Source organism: Kibdelosporangium aridum (genome assembly GCF_900176515.1).
Lineage (GTDB): Bacteria > Actinomycetota > Actinomycetes > Mycobacteriales > Pseudonocardiaceae > Kibdelosporangium > Kibdelosporangium aridum.
On the sequence record NZ_FWXV01000001.1, the window covers coordinates 533,803 to 558,150 of the forward strand.

Genomic DNA, 24,348 nt, shown 5'->3' on the forward strand with positions numbered 1-24,348 from the left:
CGCTTCTCGACCTCGGCGACCTGCTCGTTGCCGAGGGGTTCGGTGTAGTCGTGCACGGCCTTGGCGCGCGGCAGATCAATAGTGCCGTAGTTCCAGAGCATCGGCGGTGTTGGGCAGTCGCGTGATCAGATCGCGGGCAAGCAAGATCTCAACGGTGGCTTTGTTGGGGGCTCATGTTGAGTTCGACGGCGATTTCTTTCGGGTGCACCGTCGGCGATGGAAGTTCCTTTCCGGATGGGTTGGTGGTCGGTGGCGTAGTCGGCGAGGGCACGGGCTTTTGTTGAAGGTGTGTGGTGGTTGAGTTGCGTTTTTTGACGAATGTGACTGTTTGCCTTAGCGCTGTTGGTTACGTTGGAGTGCGACTTCCAGCCAGACGTGGCGGTTCCAGCGCTGGTTGCCCTGTGTTGGTTACGTTCCAGCCGCCCTAAATGGACTGCCAGCGGGGTCGCGATGCGAGCCAGATAAAGGGGCCAAAAAGGTGGGCGAAGCGAAGGCTCGATTTTACTTGGGGTAGCGGCGCGCTTAAACTGTCCGGTGCGGGGAGGCCCCTCGCGCCACGAAGGAAAAATGATGCGGAACGAAGGGGGACTCCCCGGCTTCCTCCCCGAGCGCGCCGCAGGGGCCCCAAGTCAAATCGAGCCGCCCCAACAACCTGGAAATCGAGCCGCCCTAACGAGCTGAAACCCGAGCCACCCAACCACCTGAAAACCCAAGCCGCCCCAACGAGCTGAAACCCGAGCCACCCCAACAACCGGATACCCAAGGCGCCCCAACAACCTGCACACTCAGCCGGCCCAACCACCGCGAAGCCGAACCAGCAAAGGCGCCGCCCTAACCCGCCCGCCGAGGCTTCCTCGCCCGACCCCCAGAGCTCGCAGCGATCCGAGCGAAGTCCTCATTGGCCTTGTCCAACAAATCTCGCATAGCCCGTTCAGCCCCAACGGCATCCTGGTCCCGAACAGCCTCCAAAACCTTGCGGTGACTCGGAACCGGATCATCCGCCTCAGCCCCGTGCACAACCTTGTCCCGCATGGCCAAGCCGTTCGCGAGCACCCGCTGCATCTCCATCAGCAACTGGTTGTGCGTCGCCCCGAACAACGCCCGGTGGAACTCCAGGTCCGCCTCCACGGCGTCATCCGACGCATCCGCCATCCGTTCCAAGGCTGCAGTCATGTCCGCGAGGTCCTCGTCGGTCGCGCGCTCCGCGGCCATCCGGGCCGCCGCCGGCTCGATCACGGAGCGTACTTCCGTCAGGTTCTCCAGCAGGTCCATGTCCGGCGGCCCCGCGGACCTCCAGCGCATCACGTCTACGTCGAACATGTTCCAGAAGGCCTTCGGGCGTACGAACGTCCCTCGCTTCTGGCGGGCGTCGACCAGGCCTTTCGCCGAGAGGACTTTGAGGGCTTCGCGCAACGCGGTCAGGCTTACGTCGAGCTCCTCGCGCAGTGCCATCAGGTCCAGCGTCGCGCCCTCCGGGAGGTCGCCGGACAGGATGCGGCCGGCCAGTGCCGCCACTGTCTGTCCATGAACCCCGCGAAGCTGGTAGTCGGCCACAGTCGTCCTCTCGTTGGTGGTGGCTCCTAGTATCTCGCGGTTGAGGCTGATCGTTGCAATAATAATTTAGTAATTTATCTTGACATGGACGTCACCAGCTTGCAATCTCCTCCCCATGAGCAACGACAGCTTCAGCCGCCGCGGGTTCTTGGCCGGTTTCGGCTCCCTCGGAGCGGCGACATTGCTCGGGGGATGTGCCACTTCCGCCACTGGTGGCGGCGGTGCGCAGACGAGTGGGGCGGTCACCATCGAGTCCAATCTGTCCGCACCGGCGGCCAAGGCCGCCATGCAGGCACTGGTGGACGCGTTCAACAGCCGCAAGGGCGCACAGGCCACTTTGAACACGATCGCGTCCGAGACGTACCGGACCCAGCTGCCCAGTTACCTGACTTCGCAGCAACCGTCCGATCTGTACACCTGGTACGTCGGTTCGGTCGCCCGGTCCTATGCGGACAAGGGACTGTTGCTGGACATCAGCGACGTCTGGCAGAACGCCACCGGTTACAATGCCGCGGCCAAGACGCTGAGCACCGCGGGTGACGGCAAGCAGGTCATCGTGCCGATCAGCTACTACTGGTGGGGTTGCTTCTACCGGAAGTCCAAGTTCGCCGAGTGGGGCGTGCAGCCGCCGGCCGACTGGAACGGCTTCATGGCGTTGTGTGAGACGCTGAAGAACAAGGGCGTCGCACCCATCGGCATGGGCGCGGGCGGCACCACGCCGTGGGTGGCCTCCGCGTGGTTCGACTACCTCAACATCCGGATCAACGGCGCGCCGTACCACCGCGACCTGCTCGCTGGGAAGCGCAAGTTCACGGACCCGCAGGTCAAGGCCGTGTTCGACCGGTGGAAGACGGTACTGCCGTACTTCGACCCGAGCGCCACCGCGATCCCGTTCCAGGACGCCACCACGTCGCTGCTGCAGGGACGGACCGCGATGATGCTGATCGGCACGTTCTTCGCCGACTCCGCGCCGAAGGACCAGCTGGACGACATCGACTTCTTCCAGTTCCCGATCATCGACCCGGCCGTTCCGGTCGCCGAGGAAGGTCCGATGGACGGGTTCTTCGCCAGCGCCCGGTCCGCGCACGTCGCGCAGACCAAGGAGTTCCTGACCTACGTGGCCACCGCGGAGGCGCAGGAGCTGTACGCCAAGGCGTCGACGAGCACGGTCCTGCCAGTCAACACGGCTGCGAAGGCGGCGAGCACCCCGTTGGTGGAGAAGGGTAAGAAGCTGCTCGACAGCGCGGCGGAGATCACCCAGTTCTTCAACCGCGACTCCAGCGACGCGCTGCAGCCGACCGCGGACACCGCGCTGATCAAGTTCTTCAACCAGCCGAACAACGTCGACACCATCCTGTCGGAGTGGCAGTCGGCGGCCGAGAAGGTGTGGGCCTCCTGACATGGTCACCCTGACCGCCCAGCGGCCACAAAAGGTCAAAGCGCCCGCAGCCCGCAACCGGCGCCGCAAGCGGATCTCCCCGCTGCTGCTCGCGTTCGTCCTTGTGCCGCTGGCGGTTGAGGGTTTCTGGGTGTTCTGGCCCGCCATTCAGGGCATCTACCTGTCGTTCACCAGCTGGGACGGCATCACCGCGCCGGTGGCGGTCGGCTTCGGCAACTACGTCGAGATGTTCAGCGACCCGACGTTCCTGTCGGCCTTGTGGCACACCGTGATCTGGCTCGTGCTGTTCGGCGGCGTGTCCGCGGTGGCCGGGCTGGGCATGGCCATGCTGCTGGCCAAGGAACGCCGCGGCGTCGGCTTCTACCGGTCGGCGCTGTTCACCCCGGTTGTGTTCTCGCTCGTCGCGACTTCGCTGATCTGGCAAGGGATGTACCAGCCGGACGGGTTGATCAACAACTTCCTCGGCTGGTTCGGGCTGGAATCGTGGCAGCGATCGTGGCTCGCCGACCCCGACACCGCGCTGTACGCGGTGATCATTCCGGCGCTGTGGCGGCAGATCGGGTACGTCATGGTGCTGTACCTGGCCGGGCTCAAGGGAATCGACCCGGTGCTCTACGAGGCCGCCACTGTGGACGGTGCCTCCGCGTGGCAGAAGTTCACCAACATCACGTTGCCGCAGCTGAAAAGCGTGAACTCGGTGGTGCTGTCGGTGATCGTGATCGACTCGCTGCGGTCGTTCGACGTGGTCTGGTCGCTCACCAAGGGCGGGCCGTTCCATTCCTCCGAGCTGCTCAGTACGTACATGTACTCGACCGCGTTCCAGACGTTGCGCCTTGGCTACGCGTCCGCGCTCGCGGTCGTGATCTTCCTGCTTGCGTTCGGCGTGATCGTCGCCTACCTGGTGCGCGCGTTCAAGGAGACCGACTGATGAAGCGCGTCAAGACGGCCGCCTTCCACCTGTTCGCCGGTGGGATCTCCATCCTGTGGCTGCTGCCGATCGGGCTGGTCCTGGTCACCGCGTTCCGCAGCTTCGACGACATCGCCGCGAACGGCCTCGGCAGCCTGCCGCGGTCGTTCACCTTCGACGGGTTCGTCTCGGCGTGGACCGAGGGTGGCGAGGCCCGCGCCATGCTGAACAGCATGATCGTGACGGTCCCCACGGTGATCATCACGTTGCTGCTCGGGGCGATGGCCGCGTTCGCGTTGAGCCGCTACGACATTCCATACCGGCGCACGATTCTGCTGATAATGCTGGGTGGGAACCTGTTGCCACCGCAGATCCTGCTGGTCCCGGTCTCGCGGTTGTCGGAAGTCCTTGGCATCTACGACACGCTCATCGCCTTGATCGTCGTGCAGATCGGCTTCGGCCTCGGGTTCTACACCTTCGTGCTGTACGGGTTCATGCGGGCGATCCCCACCGAGATCCAGCAGGCCGCGGTGATCGACGGGGCCAACACCTGGCAGGTCTTCTTCCGGATCATCCTGCCGCTGGCCCGGCCGGCGCTGGCCGCGCTCGGCGCGCTGGCGTTCACGTGGGTCTTCAACGACCTGCTGTGGGCGATCACCGTGCTGAAGACCAACACCGTCATGCCGGTCACGCCTGCTTTGCTCGGCCTGCAAGGGCAATACGTCTCGGTATGGAATGTGATCGCGGCGGGTTCGGTGGTCGCGGCGATCCCCACAGTCGCCGTCTTCCTGAAGTTCCAGAAGCACTTCGTCTCCGGTCTGGCGGTCGGAGCCGTCAAGTGATCTGGTCTTGGGCAGGCGGTGCGATGGAAGTGGCGGCCGGCCGGGTCACGCAGGTCTCGGTCGGCGGCCACGAGGCGTTCTGGACGGCGCCGAAAATTGAGGGAGCGCATCCCGAAGGCTGGAACGTCGGTGGCGACCGGCTCTGGCTCGGGCCGGAACGGGACTGGTTCTGGGCCACGGATGATCCCAATGACCTCGCGGGTCACATCGTCCCGGCGAGCATCGACCCGGGGGAGTGGCGCACGGTTCGTGACGAATTGGGGCACGCCGAATTCACGGCGCATCCCGTCCTGCGCCACCGTCGCAACGGGACAACCACGCGGGTCAGCATTACCCGCCACGTGTACCTGCGGTACGCCGATGCCGAGCGGGTCGCTTACGAGGTCCAGACCGAGCTGACGATGGGTGACGCCCCGGACGGGCAGGAGTTGAGCGCGTGGAGCGTGCTGCAAGTGCCGACCGGGGGCGTGCTTGAGGTCGACCTGTCTGGCCCGTGGGCGTTTCGCGATTACCTCAAGCCGGTTGATCCCACCCGGTTCACCGTCGGTGACCACCGCGCCGAGATCCGGTTGACGGGCACCACGATGGGCAAGATCGGTGTCCAGCCGGACGTGTTCGGGGGCTGGATGCGTTACACGACCGAGGCGTTGACGATCGAGCGAGCGGTGGAAGTCCAGCCGCAGAGCCGTTATTGCGATCACCCGCTCGGCGCGGACCCGGCTGGCCAAGGCGACGCGTTGCAGGTTTTCGAAGACGACGGGCACTACGGCGGGTACGCCGAACTTGAGCACCACAGCCCAGCGATCCGTGCGAACGGGCCGAAAACGATCCTCGACGTCTGCCGCACGGCGGTCACCGTTCGTCATCAGGCTTGACCTCCAGATTGGTCTATGCCAATACTTTCAGGTACGTGAACTTCCCGGTCAAGGCGCGTGACTGAGGTTGCTCCGCTCGTAATCCTGCGACAAGCGAGGAGCATCCCGATGCGTGCCTGCACAGCGCTCATTGCCGCGGTCGCGGCGATCTTCCTCTTACCGGCTGCGAACAGCAGCGCCGCCAACGGGCTCAGCGCGAGCTTCACGAAAGTGTCCGATTGGGGCAGTGGCTTCGAAGGCAAAATCACCGTCACCAATGGCGGAAGCACCGCGTTGAGCACGTGGACCGTCGAGTTCGACATGCCGGCAGGCTCGCAGATCACGTCTTCGTGGGACGTCACCCGGACCACCAGCGGCCAGCACTACACCTTCACCCCGCCGAGCTGGGCCGGTCCGCTCGCGGTCGGCGCGAGCGCCTCCTTCGGCTTCAACGGAAGTCCCGGCAACTTCGGCGGCATCCAGAACTGCCGCCTCAACGGTGACTCGTGCACGAGCGGGCCCTCAAACCCCGGCGCACCAAGTGTTCCTGGATCGCCGAGCGTCACGAGTACGACCAACTCGAGCATTTCCTTATCCTGGGGTACTTCCTCGGGCACGGTCACCGGATACCGCGTCTACGAAGGCGCAACCGTGCGCGCGACGGTCACTGGCACCAGCGCGACGATCTCGGGTCTCGGCACGTGCCAGTCGTACACGTACACCATTGCGGCGTACAACAGCCTTGGTGAGTCCGGAAAGTCCAGTCCTGTCACGGGAACCACTACCGGATGCCCGCAGCCGGTCGGCGGCCGCGGCGCACCGTACCTCTACATGGGCTGGGGCAACCCACCGAACCCGCAGACGGTCATGAACGCGACCGGCGTCAAGTGGTTCACGATGGCGTTCATCCTGTCCGGCGGCGGATGCTCGCCGGCATGGGACGGCAACAGGCCGCTGCAGGGCAGCGCTGACGCGACCGCGATCCAGCAGATCCGGGCCGCGGGTGGCGACATCGTGCCGTCCTTCGGCGGTTGGAGCGGCAACAAGCTGGGCCCGAACTGTCAGACACCGGAAGCGCTCGCCGGTGCCTACCAGCAAGTGATCAACGCCTACAACCTCAAGGCGATCGACATCGACATCGAGAACACCGACGAGTTCGAGAATGGAGGCGTGCAGGACCGGATCCTGACCGCATTGCGGATCGTCAAGCAGAACAACCCGGGTATCCAGACGATCGTCACGTTCGGCACCACCACCAGCGGCCCGAACTTCTACGGCAACCGGCTGATCGACCAGGCGCGGGCGCTGAACGCGAACATCGACGTCTTCACCATCATGCCCTTCGACTTCGGCAGCTCGAACATCGGCGCGGACACCCAGAACGCCAGTGAGGGCTTGAAGAACAAGCTGAAGTCGACCTTCGGCTGGACCGACGCACAGGCGTACGCGCACATGGGCATCTCCGGCATGAACGGCCTGTCCGATCAGCAAGAACTGACCACAACCCAGACGTGGACCCAGATCCGTGACTACGCCAAGTCCCGTGGGCTCGGCAGGCTCGCGTTCTGGTCGGTCAACCGGGACCGCGGTTGCCCAGGTGGCGGTGTCGTCGCCAACTGCAGCGGAATCGCGCAGCCCGACTGGGAGTTCAGCCGGATCACGGCAGGCTTCTGAAGGAATGTCCACAATAGATAGTCGGAAGTGGACGGCCCGGCGGGATCCCTGTCCCCGCCGGGCATTCCTTTGTGTTTCACTGAGCGGGAAATTGACGTCTTGACCGGTGCAGTGCTTCACTGCTGAATGTCCGATTCCGCCGCCAGCATCGCCGCTCGGAGGTCTGGAGTGCCCACACGACGTTCAGTGCTGCTCGGTGGCGCTGGAGCCGCTCTTTCCCTGCCAGCAACAGCTTCCCCGGCTTCAGCGATCGTGCCGGACTGGTCGGTGGAACTGGTCGACTCGACGATGGCCCGGTTCACCCCGGCGACGCTCGGCGGCTGGGACTACACGCGTGGTCTGTACCTCTACGGCCAGTACCTGGTGTACAAGCGGACCGGCAACCAGGCGTACTTCAACTACATGAAGGCGTGGGTGGACCGGTTCGTCGACGGCAACGGCAACATCAACAACAGCTTCAACAACCTCGACGCCATGCGTCCCGGTGTGCTGTTGCCGATCCTGCACGCCGAAACGGGACAGCAGCGCTACAAGACGGCGGCCGACAAGATCCGCAACCGGTTCAACACCTACCCGCGCACGCAGGACGGCGGGATGATCCACAACACCGGCTTCGTCGGCCAGCTCTGGGCCGACGGTGTCTACATGGCGCAGCCGTTCATCGCCAACTACGCCAAGCAGTACAACCAGACCTACGGGTTCGACGAGTCGACCCGCAACATGGTCACGTACTTCAACCGCCTGAGGGCCAGCAATGGCCTGATGTTCCACGCCTACGACGCCGACGGGTCCTCCGGCTGGGCGACTGGGGCGGACCGGGCCTCGGACTTCCACTGGGCAAGGGCGATCGGCTGGGTCGCGATGGCCGCGATCGACATCCTGGAAGTGTTGCCAGCCAACCACGTCCGCCGCCAGGCGATGATCGATATCGTCCGGCACCTGGCCGGCGGCTTCCAGCGGTTCCAGGACCCGGCGAGCGGCCGCTGGTTCCAGGTCGTCGACCGGGGCACCACGAGCGGCAACTGGACCGAGACGTCGGCCTCCGCGATGTTCACGTACATGATCTCGCGCGCGGTCGAGCGCGGGTACATCGACGCGAGCTTCAAACCCGTCGCCGACCGTGGATATCAGGGCGTACTGCAACGGATCTCGCTGGGTGGCGACGGTCGTACCAATCTGCGCGAGATCGTGGTCGGCACCAGCCCGGGCGATCTGAACTACTACTTCAACCGGCCGAGGCAGACCAACGACTTCCACGGCCTCGGCGCGTTCCTGATCATGAGCGAGCAGCTGACCCGCGTACCTTGAGCTGGCCTATCCTTGGCGGAGTGGGCAAGAAAGAGAGCCAGTTCGGGGTAGTGAGCGCGCTGGTGCGGACCTCGTTCCTGGTCAACGGGGTCTACGCCGAATCGGCTCGGGAGTACGGCCTCACTCCGCAACAAGGCCAGCTGTTGTGTGTCCTGATGGCCCGGCCGTACGGGATGACCGAACTCGGTGCGGTGCTGGGCCTGGCCAAGTCCAGCCTGACTGGCCTCGTGGACCGCACAGAGCGCAATGGACTGGTACGGCGCGAAACGGACCCGCAGGACACGCGTGCTGTGAGGGTCGCGCTCACTGCGCATGGCGGCGATCTGGCCGCTGAGTTCTACGCGGAGACCTGCCGTCGGGTGGACAAGCTGCCGGAAAGCCTCGGTGAGGACGAACGCGGTCTGCTCGCGGGCCTGCTCAGCCGGGTGGTGGAGGACAACCAGGTGCCTGCCGTCTTCATGGATCACGCGTAGACAGTTTGTGGTGCGAACTACTATAGTTCGTACTACGAACTTCGAGTGTGTGAGGTGTTGGGGGCAATGTCCTTGTCAGGGACAATCTTTGGGTTCGGCGCGTCCAGTGCCATCGACGACCGGTCTGAGCTGCTGCGTTTGACCCAGCAGGCGGACAGGGACGGGCTCGATCTGTTTTCGGTTTCGGACCACCCGTACTTCGGTGATCGGCTGGATGCGTACGCGACGGTCGGCTTTGTTCTCGGTCAGACACGGCGCCTTGCCGGCCTTGTCAACGTCACGAATTCGCCGACCAGGCATGCGCCGATGCTCGCGCGGACGGTGACGTCTTTATCGGCCCTCTCAGGTGAGCGCGTTGTGCTGGGGATGGGAGCGGGCGGACTCTGGGATCGGATCTCCGCGATGGGCGTTCCGCGGCTGTCGCCTAGCGATGCGGTCGACGCTTTTGAGGAAGCCATCACCCTGATCAGGAAACTGTCCGGTGGCGGCCCGCCGATCACGTACGAAGGTCGCCATTTCCGGGTCGAGCAACTCGCACCGGCGCCCGTGTCCGCGCCGCCCGTATGGACAGGATCCAACGGCCGAAAGTCCCTGGCCGCCACTGGCCGGGTCGCCGACGGATGGATCCCAGGCCACGCGGCGGATTGGCTCAGCAAGCGCTACCGGGAGTCGCGGCCGGTCATCGACGAGGCCGCGGCTGCCGCAGGCCGCGATCCGAGGGAAGTCCGCACGATCTACAACTTTCCTGGAACCATCACAGAACGCCCGCTTGCTGCCACACGGGACGAAAACGGCAGGTGGATTGGCGGGTCAGTGGAACAGTGGATCGAGGAACTCACCGGTGCCATCGTCGAGCACGGCGCATCCGGGTTCATCCTTTTCTCTGCCGAAGGTGGCACACACGACAGCGTCTCGCTGGGCAGATGGGCCTGCGAGATCGTTCCGGCTATTCGCGAGGCAATCCAGGCTGTGCCTGCCTGAAAGGGCAGTCATTGGGATTTGTGTACAAGAAAAACGGACGTACGGTGGTGTATGTCGCATGGCGGAAAATTGCCGTCGCCGTGACCGGTGTTATGTCCGAAAACCAACTTTCGTAGGTTGTATGCAATCTTGATTCATCTGCAGGATCACGCATATGGCACGAATGAGAAAAGCCGCCGCCATCCTGGTCCCCTTAGCACTTTCCGCGAGTATTGTCGCTTTTGCGGGCCAGGCTGAGTCGAAGCTCCCGCAGCAGAGCCCGATCAACGTCACCCCGGAGTCGACCCGGGTCGACCTCGGCGCGCCCAAGCTGCACGTCAGTTATGGCCGTTCAGACCTCCTCCTGCACTACGACCGCAAGGACGCCGCCGACCCCAACGGCTGCAACGTCCGGCACCACGAGGAGAGTGAGAAGGCCGAGATCGAGTCCGGCAACCCGTACATCACGCTGGGCACGGACCCGACACAGTGGAAGCTGCTGCAGTTCCACTGGCACACTCCTTCCGAGCACAAGTTCGCAGGCCACGGCTTCCCGCTTGAGCTGCACCTCGTGCACGAGAACGTGACCACCAAGCAGCTGGCCGTCATCGGTATCCCGCTGAGGGCCGGTGCGTCCTCCACTGTGGACACCGTGCTGGCCAAGCTGGCGCCGGAGTGCGGTGCGAACGTGCACCTCTCCCAGATCGACCTGAACACCCTGCTGCCGCACGACACGTCGACCCTCCGGTACATGGGTTCGCTCACCACGGATCCGTTCACCGAGGGCGTGCGGTGGTTCCTGATGCGGGAGAAGACCGTCACCCAGGCGACGATCGACCGCTTCCAGCACCTGTTCCCGCACGGCAACTCCCGCGCGGTGCAGCCGCTGAACGGCCGGACCGTCACGGCGGTCCCGCACAGCTGAGATTGACCTTCTGACCGATCAGCGCATCAGCCATCTGGCCGATGCGCTGATCTTTTCACCGGCTCCCCGGCCGAAGCGGCAACCCGTTCGGCCCCGGCAGTCTCCTCGTCGTTGGAAGGCAACGAGGAGGAAAAACGGTGACAGAGCCGATTCTGGCCGGACGTGGCGTGGTCAAACGCTATGGGGACGTGACCGCACTCGCCGGGGTGGACATCACCATCGAGGCGGGCGAGGTGGTCGCGATCGTCGGGCCGTCCGGCTCGGGGAAGTCCACCCTGTTGCACGTGCTCGCCGGGATTCTGCCCGCCGACGGCGGCGAGGTGTTCCTCGGCCGCCAGGCGATCACCCGGCTGTCGGAGACCGAGCGCAGCAAGCTGCGCCGCTCGCAGTTCGGGTTCGTGTTCCAGTCCGGCATGCTGGTCGCCGAGCTGACCGCCGAGGAGAACGTGGCGCTGCCGATGCTGCTCGCCGGCACCCCGCGTGACCAGGGCATCGCCGCTGCCAGGGAGTGGCTGGTCCGGCTTGGCCTCGGCGGCCTGGCCAACCGCAGGCCCGGTGAGGTCTCCGGTGGGCAGTTGCAGCGGATGGCGATCGCCCGCGCACTGGCCCACCGGCCACAGGTGATCTTCGCGGACGAACCGACCGGGGCACTGGACACCAAGACCGGTCAGGAGACGATCAGTGCGTTGCTGACCGTCGCCAAGGAGACCAACGCGGCCGTCGTCATCGTGACCCACGATGTCTCCGTTGCGAATCGGGCGCAGCGGGTCATCGAGATGCGGGACGGCCTCATCGCGGTGCGAGCTGCCGCATGAACCCCCTCCAGCTCGCACTGCGGGTGCTGCGGGGCGATTCCCGGAGCCGGATGTCGGCCATCTTCACAGCTGTCGGTGTCGCGGTCGGGGTGACACTGGTGCTGTGGCTGGCAACGGTTCCGGGCGCCTTGCAGTCCCGTGCCGATCGGGAAAGCTGGCGCGAGGCGTCCTACAGCAGCCAGGCGGACTTCGAACAGCGATCGGCCGACGCGTCCATCCTGGTCGCCAGCTCCCGTGACAACGTCGGCACACAGCGGATCGAGCGCTACGACGTGGCCGCGCTCAAGCCGAACGTGCCTCTCGCGGCGGGCATTCCGAAGGTGCCCGGGCCGGACGAGGTGCTGTTGTCACCCGCGCTGGCCAAGCTCGCCGCGAGCCTGCCCGCCGACCAGTTGGCCGATCGGTTCAAGGGAAAGGTGGTCGGGCAGTTCGGGCCCGAGGCACTGAAGTTCCCCGACGAACTCGTCGCCATGGTCGGCCACGATCCCAGCGACATGCCCAACGCCGGGCCGCGGGATGGCCTGACATCGTCCGGTGTCCGCGGCGAAGTGAACGAACTGCTGGTTTTCCTCAGCCGGATCGGCATTGTCGTGCTGATCGCGCCGTGTCTTGTGCTGGTGGCATCCGCGGCACGGCTGACCGCGGCGCGCAGGGAGCGCCGACTGGCCGCGTTGCGGCTCGCTGGCGCGACGCCGCAGCAGGTCATTTCGATGACCGCGGCGGAGACCGCCGTCGCGTCGATCGTCGGCGCGGTTCTCGGTGTGGGCATCACGTTCCCGTTGCGGGAACTGACCGCGCTGATCCCATGGGACGGTGGTGACTGGTATCCGTCGGACTGGACACCATCCGGCCTGCTGATAGCCGGAGCGCTTGTGCTGGCTCCACTTCTGGTCGTCGGCGCCGCGGTATTCGGGTTGCGGCGTGTGGTCAACCGGCCGTTGGGTGCGGCTCAGCAGCAGAACAAGCGTCAGCCGAATGCCGCACGGTTGCTCTGGCTCGTCGGTGCCGCGGTGGCGTTCGTCGTCGCGATCGGAGCGGCCCAGAACAGCAAGGGCGACAGCGGGATGTTCTTCGTCCTGATCGGACTGGCCTTGGTCGCGGTGTCGCTGGTGTTCGTCGGTCCGCTCGTGACCTCCCTGATCGGCAGGATCTTCACGCGTCGCTGGCGATCGCCGGCCACACTGCTGGCCGGGCGCAGGCTGATGGACGACCCGAAGGCCGCTTTCCGTGCGTCCGCCGGTGTCGTGCTCGCGGTCTTCGCCGGATCCATGGCGCTGGCCATGTTCCCGACCGTGGAGAACCAGATCGGTTACAGCACAGGGAAATGGCGTGACGGCGTGTTCGTCGCCGAAGGCACGGGACACACCCAAGAACAGATCGCCGCGTTGAAGTCCGATCTGTCGGCGCGGGGCGTCGACGCTCCGGTGATCGAGGTCGGCGAAGGCAGCTTCCGCAGCAACAGCGACCGGAACCGCACCATGCCGGGCTTTGTGCTCAGTTGTTCGGACGCCGCGAAGGTGCTCGGTGCGCGGGTCGAGGGCTGCCGTCCGGGACCGGCGATCTATCTGCCCCGTGGCACGGCACTTGACCCGTCACGTCTGGAGTTCCAGTCGTACACCAGCAAGTCGGGTGACTACGTCGCGCTGCCCCAGGGTGTTTCGGTCCGGGAGTACAACCCGCAGGGGTGGTACGGAATCCTCATGGACCCAGCGGTGTTCGGGTCCACTCCGGACGGCAATGGAACCGTCGCCGTGGTGACGACACCGGCCAACCGGGACGTGGTGCACACCATGGTCGTCCGTAACCTGCCTGGAGTCTCGTTGTACAGCAACGAACGGTACAACGCTCGGGCGGACACGCTCGCTGGCGACCTCCGGCGTGCGACGTTGCTGGGCTTGAGCATCGCCACCGTACTCGGCGGGGTGAGTGCGGCGGTCGCGGCGGCGGGCTCGGTCGTCGACAGGCGGCGGACGTTCGGGGCGCTGATCGCCGCCGGTACTCCGGTGAGCGTGCTGACCAGGGCTTTGCGCCGGGAAGCGATGCTGCCCGCGCTGGTCGCCACGCTGGGCGCGGGCGTCGCAGGCGTCCTGGTCGGTTCCGGGCTGCTCACGCTGATCAAGGGTGAGCTCGAACTGAACCCGTGGATTCTGACGCCGGTCGTGCTCGGAATCATCGTGGCTCTGATGGCTGCGGCCGCTTGCGGACCGGTACTCCGCCGGGTCTCCGCAAGGGACTATTCGGACGAATAGCAGCGGTCATCGCCATAACGCCGGAGGGAGTATCGGGGCTTCCTCCGGCGTTTTTCTATGCCGACTCCCGGATGACCAGCGTCGGGTCGAAGATCACCGACCGGGGTGCCTGTTCGGGCGACTCGATCTGTTCCAGCAGGATCCTGGCCATCTCGGCGGCCATTTCCTCGAGCGGCTGGACAACCGTGGTCAGCTGCGGCCGTGACGTCAGCGCCGGCCCGCTGTTGTCGAAGCCGACCAGCGCGACGTCTTCGGGGACTCGACGGCCGTTCTTCTGCAGTACGAGCAAAGCCCCGTGCGCCATCAGGTCGTTGGCCGCGAACACACCGTCGAGGTCCGGATGCTCGGAAAGCAACCGGGACATCGCCGCTTCGCCGCTCTCCTGGGTGAAATTGCCCTCCGCGATCGGGATGTACGGAAATCCGTGCCGCGCCATGGCTTCGCGGAAACCTGACAGCCGGTCCTGCGCCGCGGGCACGTCGAGCGGGCCGCAAATGGTGGCCACCCGTGTGCACCCGCGAGCGACCAGGTGATCGGCGGCGAGCGCGGCACCTGCCTGGTGTGCCATGTCCACATAGCTGATCGGCACCGGCCGCGCCGGCCGCGCGAACAGCACCGCGGCCAGGCCCGCGTCGGTCAACAGCCGGGGGAGCGGGTCCTCCGGATGCGTCGAGACGAGCAGCGCGCCATCGGCGTTGCCGCGTTTGAGGAAGTCCACCACCTCGGCACGGGCCTTGTCCGTCTCGCCCAGCATCAGCACCGGGTGGATACCGTGATTGCGCAGGAAACTGACCACGCCCCCGGCCACCCGGCCGAAGAAGGGGTCGGCGAAGACCTGCGTCGCGAACTCCTCTCCCTGGCCAGGAGCACCGGCCATGACCAGCACGATCGTGCCCGCGCGCCGGGTGACCAGTGAGCGTGCGGCCTGGTTGGGGGTGTACCCGGTCGCCTGGATGGCCTTGCGGACCGCTTCCTGGATCTCGGTGTCCACGTTGCGGATGCCGTTGATCACTCTGGACACCGTGGCCCGGGAGACGCCGGCGACCCGTGCGACATCCTCGAGGGTGGGTGTGCGAGCTGCCGGCTTGCTCATACAGCTATTTCTACAACGATCCCCGCCCGGTGCTACCCCTCGCAGGTTTACCTCACCAGTAGTTTTGTGGGCATGAGGTTCCGGCTACTGGGATCGCTGGAGGTCGATGGCGCACGGGTCGCGGCGGACAAGCAACGCACAGTGCTGGCGATGCTGCTGGTGAACGCGGGCAGGACGGTCCCGGCGAGCACGCTCGTCACCGAGGTGTGGGGTGATCGGCCGCCGCGTTCGGCTGCGCCGAATTTGCGCGGATACGTGATGCAGTTGCGCCGATTGCTGCCGAGTGACGACCAGCTGGTCACCTCCCGTTCGGGGTATCGGCTGGACGTCGAAACGGACGACTTCGACGTGCCCCGGTTCGAGCAGCTGGCACACGCCGCGCGGCAGGCGCTGGCCCAGCCGGACCTCGTCGCCGCGGGCAAGGCGTTCGACGAGGCGTTGGACCTCTGGCGGGGACCGGTCGCCGCGGATGTCCCACTCGGGCCCGTGCTCAGCGAGTTCGCCGCCCGGATGGCCGAGCAGTACCTGGCCACGATCGAGGACTACGTCGAGGTCGAGCTGGCCACCGGCAGGCATACCGGCGTCACGGCCAAGCTGCGTGGCTGGATCCGGCAGCATCCGTTGCGGGAGAAGCTGCACAGCCAGCTCGTGCTCGCGCTGTATCGATCCGGTGACGTGCCCGGCGCGCTGGAGGCGTACCAACTGGCCCGCCGGACATTGGCCGACGAGCTGGGCATCGATCCCGGCCCTGAGTTGAGCCGCCTGCATGAGCAGGTACTTCGCCGTGACCCGGCGCTGTCGCTCGCGCGGACCGAGCAGGTCGTGCCGCGGCAGCTGCCGCCGGAGCCCGCGGTGTTCGTCGGCCGCGATGAACAGCTGGAAGCCGCGTCTTCCGGTCGCGTAGTGGCGTTTCACGGCCCAGGCGGCGTCGGCAAGTCCACGCTCGCGCTCAAGGTCGCGCACGCCGTGGCCGACCGGTACCCGGACGGCCAGCTGTACGTTGACCTGCAAGGGTCAAGTCCAGGTCTGCAGCCGCTCGACTCGGCTGAGGTGGTCGGCCGGTTCCTGCGTGCCCTCGGGGCCCCACCCGATGAGCTGACCGTCGGACCGGCCGAGGCGGCCGCGCGCTACCAGTCGTTGCTCGCCTCCCGGAAAGTCCTTGTGGTGCTGGACAACGCGGCCGACGCGAGTCAGGTGGTGCCCCTGGTGCCAGCCAACCGGGACTGCGCCGTCCTGATCACCAGCCGGGTCGCACTGACCACAGTGGACGCCGAACACATCGCCGTCGGCGTGCTCGACGACAGCGATTCGCTGCGGCTGTTGGGAAAGATCGCCGGTGACGACCGTGTCGCCGCCGAGAATGACGCCGCCAAGGAGATCATTCGGTGGTGTGGCGGGCATCCGCTCGCGCTGCGGATCGCGGCTGCTCGCCTGGCGAGCAGGCCGGATTGGTCGCTGGCGCAGTTCGGTGCGCGGCTGGCTGACCGGCGCCGTCGCCTTGACGAGCTGCGCGTCGCGGATCTGGGCGTGCGGGCCTGTTTCTCCATCGGCTACGAGTCACTGGGTACGGATGTCCTGGCGGCCAAGGCTTTCCGGCTGCTGGGCGTGCTCGGTGTGCCGGAGGTCGGTGTGGAGCTGGTGGGTGTGCTGCTCGATGTGGACGAGCTGCGAGCCGAGCGGGCGCTGGACCGGCTGGTCGAGGTCCGGCTGCTCGACCCGGTCGCGGGCACGCGTTTCCGGACGCACGACCTGCTGCGGCTGTACGCGGCTGAACTGGCTGTCGAGACCGACGCGGTGATGGACCGCAACCGCGCTCTGCAGCGGGCGCTGGACTGGTACATCAAGATGTGCGCGCGGGCCGACGTCGAGCAGTTCGACGCGGAAGTGCCGTGCCTGGTCGCGGCCGCTCGGCAGGTCGCGGAACGTGAGCCCATGTTCGCCCGGTTCACGATCGACATCGTCGGCGCGATCCGGGCGTACGCGATGAAACGCAATCGCTGGCGTGAGTTGGCCACGCTGGCCGAGCTTGGCCTGGAAGTCGCCCGCCGCGACCGTGACCACAGGGGCGAAGCCGCCATGCTGGCCATCCACTGCACGATCGAATACCGGGCGGGCCGCGTGGAAGCCGCACGCGCGGGCATGACCCGGGCGCTGGACATCTGGCGTGAGATCGGTGACCGGGAAGGCGAAGGGCTCGCACTGCACAACCTCGGGTGGCTGTGCATGTGGACCAAGGAACTGGAGCAGGCGTTGGACTACCTCGTGCAAAGCGAGAAGATGCTTGCGGCACACGGTTCGGAGAAGCTCGTCATCGCCCAGCACAACGTCGGTGAGACATTGCTCCGGCTGGGCGAACACACCCAAGCCGTGGACAAGTTCCACGAGTGCCTGGCCACCCGCAGGCGCTACGACGACCGGATAGGCGAGAGCGTCACGCTCGTAGCCCTTGGCCGCGCGTATTGCGTGATGGAACAGCGCGCAGACGCGCTGCGCACGCTGGACATCGCCATCGCGGCGTGCCGTCAGATGGGCAACCGCGACGACGAGTGGGAGGCGTTGTTGTGTCGCTCAGTGATATGGCTGCGCGAGGGCCAATCCAGTGACGCGCTCGACGACGCGCTGCGGGCGCAGCAATTGACCATCCAGATCGATGACGACTATGGGCAGGCTGTTGCGGCGAGGCAGCTGGCGCGGGTGCGGGAGGCAATGGGTGACGCGGCGGGTGCAGCGCTTGACCGTCGCCGGTTCTACGAGCTGACGTCGTCAACCCGGCGTGACCCGATCCTCGAAGAGGTGCTCGCCGAGCCCGTCCATTGAACGTCAATCACACTGTACGGCTCGCTGTACGCCGAAGGTTTAGCCTTGTCCCCACAGCTGTCGCGTGGTCCGGCGGCTTGCTGGAGGTGTCGCCGGCCCACGCCCTTGTCGTGCTATTCGGCCTTCGCCAGCCGCTCCAGCCAGTGCTTGAGCAGGTTCACCTCGGGTTCGACCAGCTCGGTGCCCGGGTCGGCGTCCAACAGGGCCTTGAGCTGCAACGCCTTGGTCGCCAACGTCGGTGTCTGGGTGGACTCGGCGGGCTTGTCCACGAACACGGCCGCGAAAACCGCGTCCCGCTGACGCCGGATCAGGCTGTCGTCGGTGTACACCTCGGGCTGCGTGACCAGGCTCAATGCGAGACCGACGCTCGCAGTCATGATCATTTGCGCGGCGGCTTCGGTGGGAATGCGCAGCCGCCCGGCTTCGGCGCAGCGTTCCAGCAGTTGGCGCAGTAGATCCAACGCCTCCTGCGCGGCCTTCGGGACCGCGCTGAGCGCGGGGGAGTACATCATCCGGTAGACCGTGGGGTGCTCCCGCGCGAAGGCCATGTGCTTGTCCCAGCCGTTCATCACGTCGACCACGGGGTCTTCCGAGGGTGCGGCCACTCGTTTGACCGACAGGTACTTCTCGAAGCCGTGGTCGACCACCGCGCTCAGCAGTCCGCTCTTGTCGCCGAACAGCCGGTACAACACAGGTGCGCCGACGCCGACCGCCTCACAGACCGCACGGGTGGAGATGTCCCGGTCAGGTGAGGAGTCCAGTAGTTCCGCAGCCGCTTCCAGCATGCGTGTCCGTAGATCCTCCATAGCCCTGAGGGTATCAGCGATACGGCTCATTGTTAGCGATGTTACCTACGTCATAGCGCCGATACGGGTTTGAGGGTAGCGACGCTACGAACGTCGGCGTAACGTTGCTAACGAACAAGCGGAACAGTGCTAACAACTACTGGGCATAACAAGGAGAGAGAAATGACTCGGGTTGCCATCGTCACCGGTGCTACTGGCGGAATCGGCCGTGAGGTCGCCGAGCGGCTCGCCAAGGACGGCCTGACTGTCCTGGTGCACTACGCAGGCAACAAGGTCCGCGCCGACGAGGTCGTCGAGACGATCACCAAGGCGGGCGGGACGGCCAGTGCCTTCCAGGCCGACGTCGCCGACGAGACCCAGATCGAGGCCCTGTTCGACGAGGTGGAGCGGCTGTACGGCGGTGTGGACGTCGTGGTGAACACCGCGGGCATCATGCTGCTGGCCCCGCTGACCGAGCTGAAGCTCGAAGACCTCGACCGGATGCACCGCACCAACATCCGCGGCACGTTCGTCGTCTCCCAGCAAGCGGCCCGCCGGGTGCGCGAGGGCGGCGCGATCATCAACTTCTCGTCGACCGTCACCAAGCTCGCGGTGCCGACCTACACGGCCTACGCGGCAAGCAAGGGCGCTGTCGACGCGATGACCCTGACCCTGGCCAAGGAAATGCGCGGCCGCAACGTCACGGTCAACGCTGTCGCCCCTGGCCCGACCGCGACGCCGCTGTACTTCGAAGGCAAGCCGCAGGCAGTCATCGAGGCGGCGTCCAAGGCGGCCCCGCTGGAGCGGCTCGGCCAGCCCGACGACATCGCCGAGGTCATCTCGTTCCTCGCCGGCCCGGCCCGCTGGATCAACGGCCAGGTCATCTACACCAACGGTGGCGTCGCCGCCTGATCACCCCTGCTCCCTGCCTCCCATCGCCCTGTTAGGAACAACGAAATGTCGAAGATCGTCATCATCTCCGGTGCTTCGAGCGGGTTCGGTGCGCTGACCACGCGGGCTCTCGTTGACGCGGGCCACACCGTCTACGCCGGGATGCGGAACATCGCCGGTCGCAACGCCATCGCCGCGGCCGAGGCCAGGGCGTACAGCGACCGGTTGCGCCCGGTCGAGATGGACGTGCTGGACCAGCGTTCGGTGGACGCGGCGGTCGCCAAGGTCGTCGCCGACGAGGGGCGGCTGGACGTCGTCGTGCACAACGCCGGGCACATGGTGCTCGGCGCGGCCGAAGCCTTCACGCCTGAGCAGTACGCCAGCGTCTACGACACCAACGTCCTGTCCACGCAACGGCTCAACCGTGCGGCGCTGCCGTATCTACGTAAGCGAGGTGACGGCCTGGTTGTGTGGGTTGGCTCGTCCAGCACCCGTGGCGGCACGCCGCCGTTCCTTGCGCCGTACTTCGCGGCGAAGGCGGCCATGGACGCACTGGCGGTGAGCTACGCGACCGAGTTGACCCGGTTCGGTATCGACTCGACGATCATCGTGCCCGGAGCGTTCACCCGTGGCACGAACCACTTCGCCAACGCGGGTTACGCGGACGACAAAGAGATAGCGGCCGTCTACGACGAGAAGTACGCGGGCTTCTCGGAGGAAGTAGCCCGTCGGCTCGCGGACCTGTTGCCGGAGGATGCCGATCCCGCCGAGGTGGCCCGTCAGATCGTGCGCGTGGTCGATCTGCCGAAGGGACAGCGCCCGTTCCGGGTACACGTCGACCCGGCCGAGGACGGTGCCGAACTGGTCAACGCCGTCGGTGACGCGGTCCGCCAGCAGTTCTTCCGCCGCATCGGCTTCCCGGAGTTCGTGACCCCGGTGCGGTGAGAAACGGCTTTGGCGACCACGTCCGTCCGAGCGGAGCGAGGGCAATTCAACACTGTCGGGGGTCGGCTATATCGTCTTTCACATGCTCGTCGTACACGCTGCTTGGTCCTCGACCGGCGGCGTGTGCGTATGGGCGGAGGACGCGACCGTGCCCGTTTCGGCTGTGCGGCCGGGGAAGAAGCCGAAGAAGCATCCGTTCGGTGCCTCGGCTGAGACGCTGCGCAAGATCTTCGACCTCGGCTCGGAGTTCTCGTTCACCACGTTGCTGCCCTCGTCGAGCATCGGACCCGTGGCGGCACCCGAGTTGGTCAGGCCCGCGGCGGAGACGAACAAAAAGGTGAAGCTGGCGCCGTGGACGGTGAACGCGTTGGCGTTGACGCCCGACGAAGCCTTGCAGGTATTGCCTGATCCGCCGGAGATTCCCAGTGGTTCGTGGCGGTGGATGGCGGCGGTCGCGAGGTTCGCGGTCAGCCTGGTCGATCGCGGACAGGTCCTGCCCGGCCTGGTGGACGGGCACGCCCGGTGGATCCCGCAGCTGATCGGCGAAGACGAGGACCACACCAGAGCCTTGGACCGGGCGATGCCGGGGGTCGTGCGGGCCGAGATGGCCGCTCTGCCTGGCTATTTGGTGCCGGTTATGGTGACCGCGTTCGCCGACGCCACGGCACGGGGCCGGGTGGACGAGATTCCGCCCGGGCAGAATCCCACGGCCGTTGAGCGGTGGATGCGGGCGTTGACCACGCCGGATGCCCGCGTCGACGGAGATCTGGGCGAGCTGGGGCAGAAACTCAGGGACTGGCACCGGTCGGCCGCGCCGCCGGTGGGTCCACTGAGGACATGCTTTCGGCTGGCACTCCCGGACGAGGACAGCGACGACTGGCGGGTCGAGTTCCTCCTGCAGGCGACGGCCGATCCGAGCCTGACGGCCACGGCAAAGGACGTCTGGCACGGCACGGGAGCGGCCAACCTCCTTGCCAGGCATGCCAAGCACCCCGAGGAAGTCCTGCTCGCGGGACTTGGCCGGGCGAGCCGCGTCTACCCGGAGCTGGACGCGGCCCTGCGCGTCAGCACTCCGGCCGAGCTGCGGACCGATCCGCAAGGGGCGTACCGGTTCCTGCGGCAGTCGGCGAACGCGTTGTCGCTGGCCGGGTTCGGCATCCAACTGCCGTCGGCGTTGCAGCGCGGCCCCGAACTCGGCCTGAAACTCAAGGCCAGCTCGTCGGCGAAGGGGCAGAGTGCGGTCGTCAGCGGCGGTCTGGGCCTCAACGAAATCCTGAACTACCAATGGAAACTGGCCGTCGGCGAGGACGAGCTCACCGAGGAGGAGATCGCCGAGCTGGCGAAAGCCAAGGCTCCTCTCGTGCGTCTGCGCGGGAAATGGGTCGAGCTGGACAACGCCCGGCTGCGGCGGGCGTTGACGTTCCTCGAGCAGTCGGGCGAAGGCGAGATGACCGCCGGTGACCTGCTGCAGGCCGACTCGGCGCTTGCCGAGCAAGGCGTGGACGTCCCGGTCACCGACGTCGTCGCGGACGGCTGGCTCGGCGACGTGCTGGCCGGGCACATCGAGGATCAGCTGGCACCGGTGTCCACACCGGACAATTTCACCGCGACCCTGCGGCCCTACCAGGAACGCGGGCTGGCTTGGCTGAGTTTCCTGTCCAGGCGTGGACTTGGTGGGTGCCTCGCCGACGACATGGGACTGGGCAAAACCGTCCAGCTGCTCGCGCTGATCGCCGCCGAGGGCAGTAGGCCGAACCTGTTGGTATGCCCCATGTCCGTGGTCGGCAACTGGCAACGCGAGGCCGCGCGGTTCACGCCGGATCTCCGGGTTCACGTCCATCACGGCTCCGGTCGCGTCAGCGGCGCCGAGCTGGCCGCCAAGGTCGCCGAATCGGACCTGGTGATCACCACGTACGGGGTCGTGTCCCGTGAGCACGAGGAGCTGGCCGGGCTCGGGTGGCATCGGGTCGTGCTGGACGAAGCGCAGAACATCAAGAACTCCGGATCGAAACAGGCCCGCGCGGTGCGGGCGCTGCCTGCGGCGCACCGGATCGCACTGACCGGGACGCCGGTGGAGAACCGGCTCGCCGAGCTGTGGTCGGTGATGGAATTCGCCAACCCCGGGCTGCTCGGGCCGGCCAGCACGTTCCGCACCAAGTTCGCGGTGCCGATCGAGCGCGACAAGAGCGAAACGGTCACCGCGGCGCTCCGGCGCCGGACGCAGCCGTTCATCCTGCGCCGGGTCAAGACCGACAAGGAGATCATCTCCGATCTGCCCGAGAAGATCGAGATGACGGAGGTCTGCCAGCTCACCGCCGAGCAGGGGTCGCTGTACCAAGCCGTCGTGGCCGACATGATGGAGCGCATCGAGAACAGCGAGGGCATGGAACGCCGTGGACTCGTGCTGTCCACGTTGTCGCGGCTCAAACAGGTCTGCAACCACCCGGCGCACCTGCTCAAAGACGGTTCCCGGATGCCCGGCCGCTCAGGGAAACTGGCCAGGCTGGAGGAAATCCTCGACGAAGCACTGTCCGAAGGGGACAAGGTGCTGTGCTTCACGCAGTTCGCCGAGTTCGGCGAGATGCTGCGGGCGCACCTGACCGCCAAGTTCGAGCAGCCAGTGCTGTTCCTGCACGGCGGCGTGACCAAGTCCCAGCGTGACGCGATGGTCGAACGGTTCCAGTCCGACGCGGGGCCGCCGATCTTCGTGCTGTCGCTGAAAGCCGGTGGTGTCGGGCTGAACCTAACCGCTGCGAGCCATGTCGTGCACGTCGACCGGTGGTGGAACCCGGCAGTCGAGGACCAGGCCACAGACCGCGCGTTCCGCATCGGCCAGCGCCGCAACGTCCAGGTCCGCAAGTTCCTCTGCGCGGGCACGGTCGAAGACCGCGTCGACGCGATGATCCGCAGCAAGAAGGCCCTGGCCGAGATGGTCGTCGGCACCGGCGAGGACTGGCTCACCGAGCTGTCCACGAACGCGCTGCGCGAGCTGTTCGAGCTCGCACCCGACGCGGTCGGGGAGGCGGCGTAGATGCCGGACGACAAGCCCGACAAGAACTGGTGGCAGGACTACCCGTCGACCGGCCCGATCAAGGTCGAGAACGGCATCAAGGCGCGCCGCACCCGAGGCAAGATCGCGACCACCTGGTGGTCGCAGCGCTTCATCACCGTGCTCGAAGAACTGCAGCTCGGCGGGCGGATGAGCCGCGGCAAGAACTACGCGCGGGCCGGGCAGGTGATGTCGCTGGACATCTCCGCGGGCAAGGTCATCGCGAAGGTGCAGGGCTCCCGGCCGGAACCGTACGCGGTCAAACTGATCTCGAAGCCGTTGAGCGCCCAGCAGTGGGATCTGGTCACCGAGAAGCTCGCGAGCAAAGCGCTGTTCGCGGCGAAGCTACTGGCCGGGGAGATGCCGCCGGAGATCGAAGAGGTCTTCGCCGAACTGGACGTCCCCCTGTTCCCGGCCGCCGCCCGAGACCTGCCGATGCACTGCAGCTGCCCGGACTGGGCGGTGCCATGCAAACACGTCGCCGCGGTGTGTTTCCTGCTGGCGGAACGGTTCGACGAAGACCCGTTCCTGATCTTCGAATGGCGTGGCCGGTCCAAGGCCGAGTTGCTGGGCAGGCTCCGCAAGAATCGGTCCGAGGACACGCCTGCCGAACCGGAAACGGCATTGGACGTGGAGAACTTCTTCACCGCCGGCCCGCTCCCGCCGGAGCCCGAGCCGCAGGATGCCGATCTGGTGCTGCTTCGGGTCGACGCGCCCGCGATCCAGGTCCGCGGCGAACCGCTGATCGACGTGCTCACGCCGCTCTACCAGCAGTTTCGCCGGACCTGAGAATTTGGTGTGGGTCTAC

19 protein-coding genes are annotated in these 24,348 nt (G+C 66.2%); 16 read left to right on the plus strand and 3 right to left on the minus strand.

Going from position 1 to position 24,348, the window contains the following annotated elements:
- Positions 1–831: 831 nt before the first annotated feature.
- Complete coding sequence (locus tag B9C43_RS01950) at positions 832–1,554, minus strand: FadR/GntR family transcriptional regulator (protein WP_084424313.1); 723 nt, start codon at positions 1,552–1,554, stop codon at positions 832–834.
- A 115-nt stretch (positions 1,555–1,669) separates the two neighbouring features.
- Between B9C43_RS01950 and B9C43_RS01955 the strand changes: the two genes are divergently transcribed.
- The 11 genes from B9C43_RS01955 to B9C43_RS02005 all read left to right on the plus strand — a co-directional run bounded on the left by B9C43_RS01955 (position 1,670) and on the right by B9C43_RS02005 (position 13,960).
- Positions 1,670–2,953 (plus strand): ABC transporter substrate-binding protein, encoded by a 1,284-nt coding sequence (locus B9C43_RS01955; RefSeq protein WP_033380994.1) that lies wholly within the window; start codon positions 1,670–1,672, stop codon positions 2,951–2,953.
- A gap of 1 nt (position 2,954) precedes the next feature.
- The gene (locus B9C43_RS01960; RefSeq protein ID WP_084424314.1) at positions 2,955–3,881 is read left to right on the plus strand and encodes a carbohydrate ABC transporter permease; all 927 of its coding nucleotides are present in this window, start codon (positions 2,955–2,957) and stop codon (positions 3,879–3,881) included.
- On the plus strand, positions 3,881–4,702 hold the full coding sequence (locus B9C43_RS01965; RefSeq protein ID WP_084424315.1) for a carbohydrate ABC transporter permease: 822 nt from the start codon (positions 3,881–3,883) through the stop codon (positions 4,700–4,702). The genes B9C43_RS01960 and B9C43_RS01965 overlap by 1 nt, the downstream gene beginning before the upstream one ends.
- Positions 4,699–5,577 (plus strand): hypothetical protein, encoded by an 879-nt coding sequence (locus tag B9C43_RS01970; protein WP_143446031.1) that lies wholly within the window; start codon positions 4,699–4,701, stop codon positions 5,575–5,577. The genes B9C43_RS01965 and B9C43_RS01970 overlap by 4 nt, the downstream gene beginning before the upstream one ends.
- 108 nt (positions 5,578–5,685) lie before the next feature.
- Complete coding sequence (locus B9C43_RS01975; RefSeq protein ID WP_084424317.1) at positions 5,686–7,230, plus strand: cellulose binding domain-containing protein; 1,545 nt, start codon at positions 5,686–5,688, stop codon at positions 7,228–7,230.
- Between the two features lie 168 nt (positions 7,231–7,398).
- Positions 7,399–8,538: a glycoside hydrolase family 88/105 protein gene (locus tag B9C43_RS01980; RefSeq protein ID WP_327221393.1), complete on the plus strand. Its 1,140-nt coding sequence runs from the start codon at positions 7,399–7,401 to the stop codon at positions 8,536–8,538.
- Positions 8,539–8,558: 20 nt separating this feature from the next.
- Positions 8,559–9,011, plus strand: coding sequence for a MarR family winged helix-turn-helix transcriptional regulator (locus tag B9C43_RS01985; RefSeq protein WP_033380989.1), 453 nt, complete (start codon positions 8,559–8,561; stop codon positions 9,009–9,011).
- A gap of 66 nt (positions 9,012–9,077) precedes the next feature.
- Positions 9,078–9,992, plus strand: a complete 915-nt coding sequence (locus B9C43_RS01990) for an LLM class flavin-dependent oxidoreductase (RefSeq protein ID WP_084424319.1) — start codon at positions 9,078–9,080, stop codon at positions 9,990–9,992.
- A gap of 154 nt (positions 9,993–10,146) precedes the next feature.
- Positions 10,147–10,896: a carbonic anhydrase family protein gene (locus tag B9C43_RS01995; RefSeq protein ID WP_084424320.1), complete on the plus strand. Its 750-nt coding sequence runs from the start codon at positions 10,147–10,149 to the stop codon at positions 10,894–10,896.
- Positions 10,897–11,033: 137 nt separating this feature from the next.
- On the plus strand, positions 11,034–11,711 hold the full coding sequence (locus B9C43_RS02000) for an ABC transporter ATP-binding protein (protein ID WP_033380985.1): 678 nt from the start codon (positions 11,034–11,036) through the stop codon (positions 11,709–11,711).
- The gene (locus B9C43_RS02005; protein ID WP_084424321.1) at positions 11,708–13,960 is read left to right on the plus strand and encodes an FtsX-like permease family protein; all 2,253 of its coding nucleotides are present in this window, start codon (positions 11,708–11,710) and stop codon (positions 13,958–13,960) included. Before B9C43_RS02000 ends, B9C43_RS02005 begins: the two co-directional genes overlap by 4 nt.
- Positions 13,961–14,015: 55 nt before the next feature.
- On the opposite strand, the gene B9C43_RS02010 is transcribed toward B9C43_RS02005, so the two are convergent.
- Positions 14,016–15,053 (minus strand): LacI family DNA-binding transcriptional regulator, encoded by a 1,038-nt coding sequence (locus tag B9C43_RS02010; protein ID WP_084424322.1) that lies wholly within the window; start codon positions 15,051–15,053, stop codon positions 14,016–14,018.
- Positions 15,054–15,125: 72 nt separating this feature from the next.
- On the opposite strand from B9C43_RS02010, the gene B9C43_RS02015 reads away from it, so the two are divergent.
- On the plus strand, positions 15,126–17,870 hold the full coding sequence (locus B9C43_RS02015; RefSeq protein WP_084424323.1) for an AfsR/SARP family transcriptional regulator: 2,745 nt from the start codon (positions 15,126–15,128) through the stop codon (positions 17,868–17,870).
- A gap of 113 nt (positions 17,871–17,983) precedes the next feature.
- Here the strand turns inward: B9C43_RS02015 and B9C43_RS02020 are convergent, their stop codons facing one another.
- Positions 17,984–18,676 carry a TetR/AcrR family transcriptional regulator gene (locus tag B9C43_RS02020; protein WP_084424324.1) on the minus strand — a complete coding sequence of 231 codons (693 nt, stop codon included), beginning with the start codon at positions 18,674–18,676 and terminating at the stop codon, positions 17,984–17,986.
- A 162-nt stretch (positions 18,677–18,838) separates the two neighbouring features.
- On the opposite strand from B9C43_RS02020, the gene B9C43_RS02025 reads away from it, so the two are divergent.
- The 4 genes from B9C43_RS02025 (at position 18,839) to B9C43_RS02040 (ending at position 24,329) form a co-directional block, all read left to right on the plus strand.
- Positions 18,839–19,567 (plus strand): SDR family oxidoreductase, encoded by a 729-nt coding sequence (locus tag B9C43_RS02025; RefSeq protein WP_033380980.1) that lies wholly within the window; start codon positions 18,839–18,841, stop codon positions 19,565–19,567.
- 45 nt (positions 19,568–19,612) lie between these two features.
- On the plus strand, positions 19,613–20,491 hold the full coding sequence (locus B9C43_RS02030; protein ID WP_084424325.1) for an SDR family NAD(P)-dependent oxidoreductase: 879 nt from the start codon (positions 19,613–19,615) through the stop codon (positions 20,489–20,491).
- Positions 20,492–20,573: 82 nt separating this feature from the next.
- Positions 20,574–23,522 (plus strand): DEAD/DEAH box helicase, encoded by a 2,949-nt coding sequence (locus B9C43_RS02035; RefSeq protein WP_084424326.1) that lies wholly within the window; start codon positions 20,574–20,576, stop codon positions 23,520–23,522.
- Positions 23,523–24,329, plus strand: a complete 807-nt coding sequence (locus B9C43_RS02040; RefSeq protein WP_033380977.1) for an SWIM zinc finger family protein — start codon at positions 23,523–23,525, stop codon at positions 24,327–24,329.
- Positions 24,330–24,348 lie beyond the last annotated feature (19 nt).

Bases quoted from the DNA above. Each gene is read 5' to 3' on its own strand.
- B9C43_RS01955 (WP_033380994.1), top strand. From the start codon at position 1,670: ATGAGCAACGACAGCTTCAGCCGCCGCGGGTTCTTGGCCGGTTTCGGC.
- B9C43_RS01960 (WP_084424314.1), top strand. From the start codon at position 2,955: ATGGTCACCCTGACCGCCCAGCGGCCACAAAAGGTCAAAGCGCCCGCA.
- B9C43_RS01965 (WP_084424315.1), top strand. From the start codon at position 3,881: ATGAAGCGCGTCAAGACGGCCGCCTTCCACCTGTTCGCCGGTGGGATC.
- B9C43_RS01975 (WP_084424317.1), top strand. From the start codon at position 5,686: ATGCGTGCCTGCACAGCGCTCATTGCCGCGGTCGCGGCGATCTTCCTC.
- B9C43_RS01990 (WP_084424319.1), top strand. From the start codon at position 9,078: ATGTCCTTGTCAGGGACAATCTTTGGGTTCGGCGCGTCCAGTGCCATC.
- B9C43_RS01995 (WP_084424320.1), top strand. From the start codon at position 10,147: ATGGCACGAATGAGAAAAGCCGCCGCCATCCTGGTCCCCTTAGCACTT.
- B9C43_RS02005 (WP_084424321.1), top strand. From the start codon at position 11,708: ATGAACCCCCTCCAGCTCGCACTGCGGGTGCTGCGGGGCGATTCCCGG.
- B9C43_RS02010 (WP_084424322.1), bottom strand. From the start codon at position 15,053: ATGAGCAAGCCGGCAGCTCGCACACCCACCCTCGAGGATGTCGCACGG.
- B9C43_RS02015 (WP_084424323.1), top strand. From the start codon at position 15,126: ATGAGGTTCCGGCTACTGGGATCGCTGGAGGTCGATGGCGCACGGGTC.
- B9C43_RS02020 (WP_084424324.1), bottom strand. From the start codon at position 18,676: ATGGAGGATCTACGGACACGCATGCTGGAAGCGGCTGCGGAACTACTG.
- B9C43_RS02025 (WP_033380980.1), top strand. From the start codon at position 18,839: ATGACTCGGGTTGCCATCGTCACCGGTGCTACTGGCGGAATCGGCCGT.
- B9C43_RS02030 (WP_084424325.1), top strand. From the start codon at position 19,613: ATGTCGAAGATCGTCATCATCTCCGGTGCTTCGAGCGGGTTCGGTGCG.
- B9C43_RS02035 (WP_084424326.1), top strand. From the start codon at position 20,574: ATGCTCGTCGTACACGCTGCTTGGTCCTCGACCGGCGGCGTGTGCGTA.
- B9C43_RS02040 (WP_033380977.1), top strand. From the start codon at position 23,523: ATGCCGGACGACAAGCCCGACAAGAACTGGTGGCAGGACTACCCGTCG.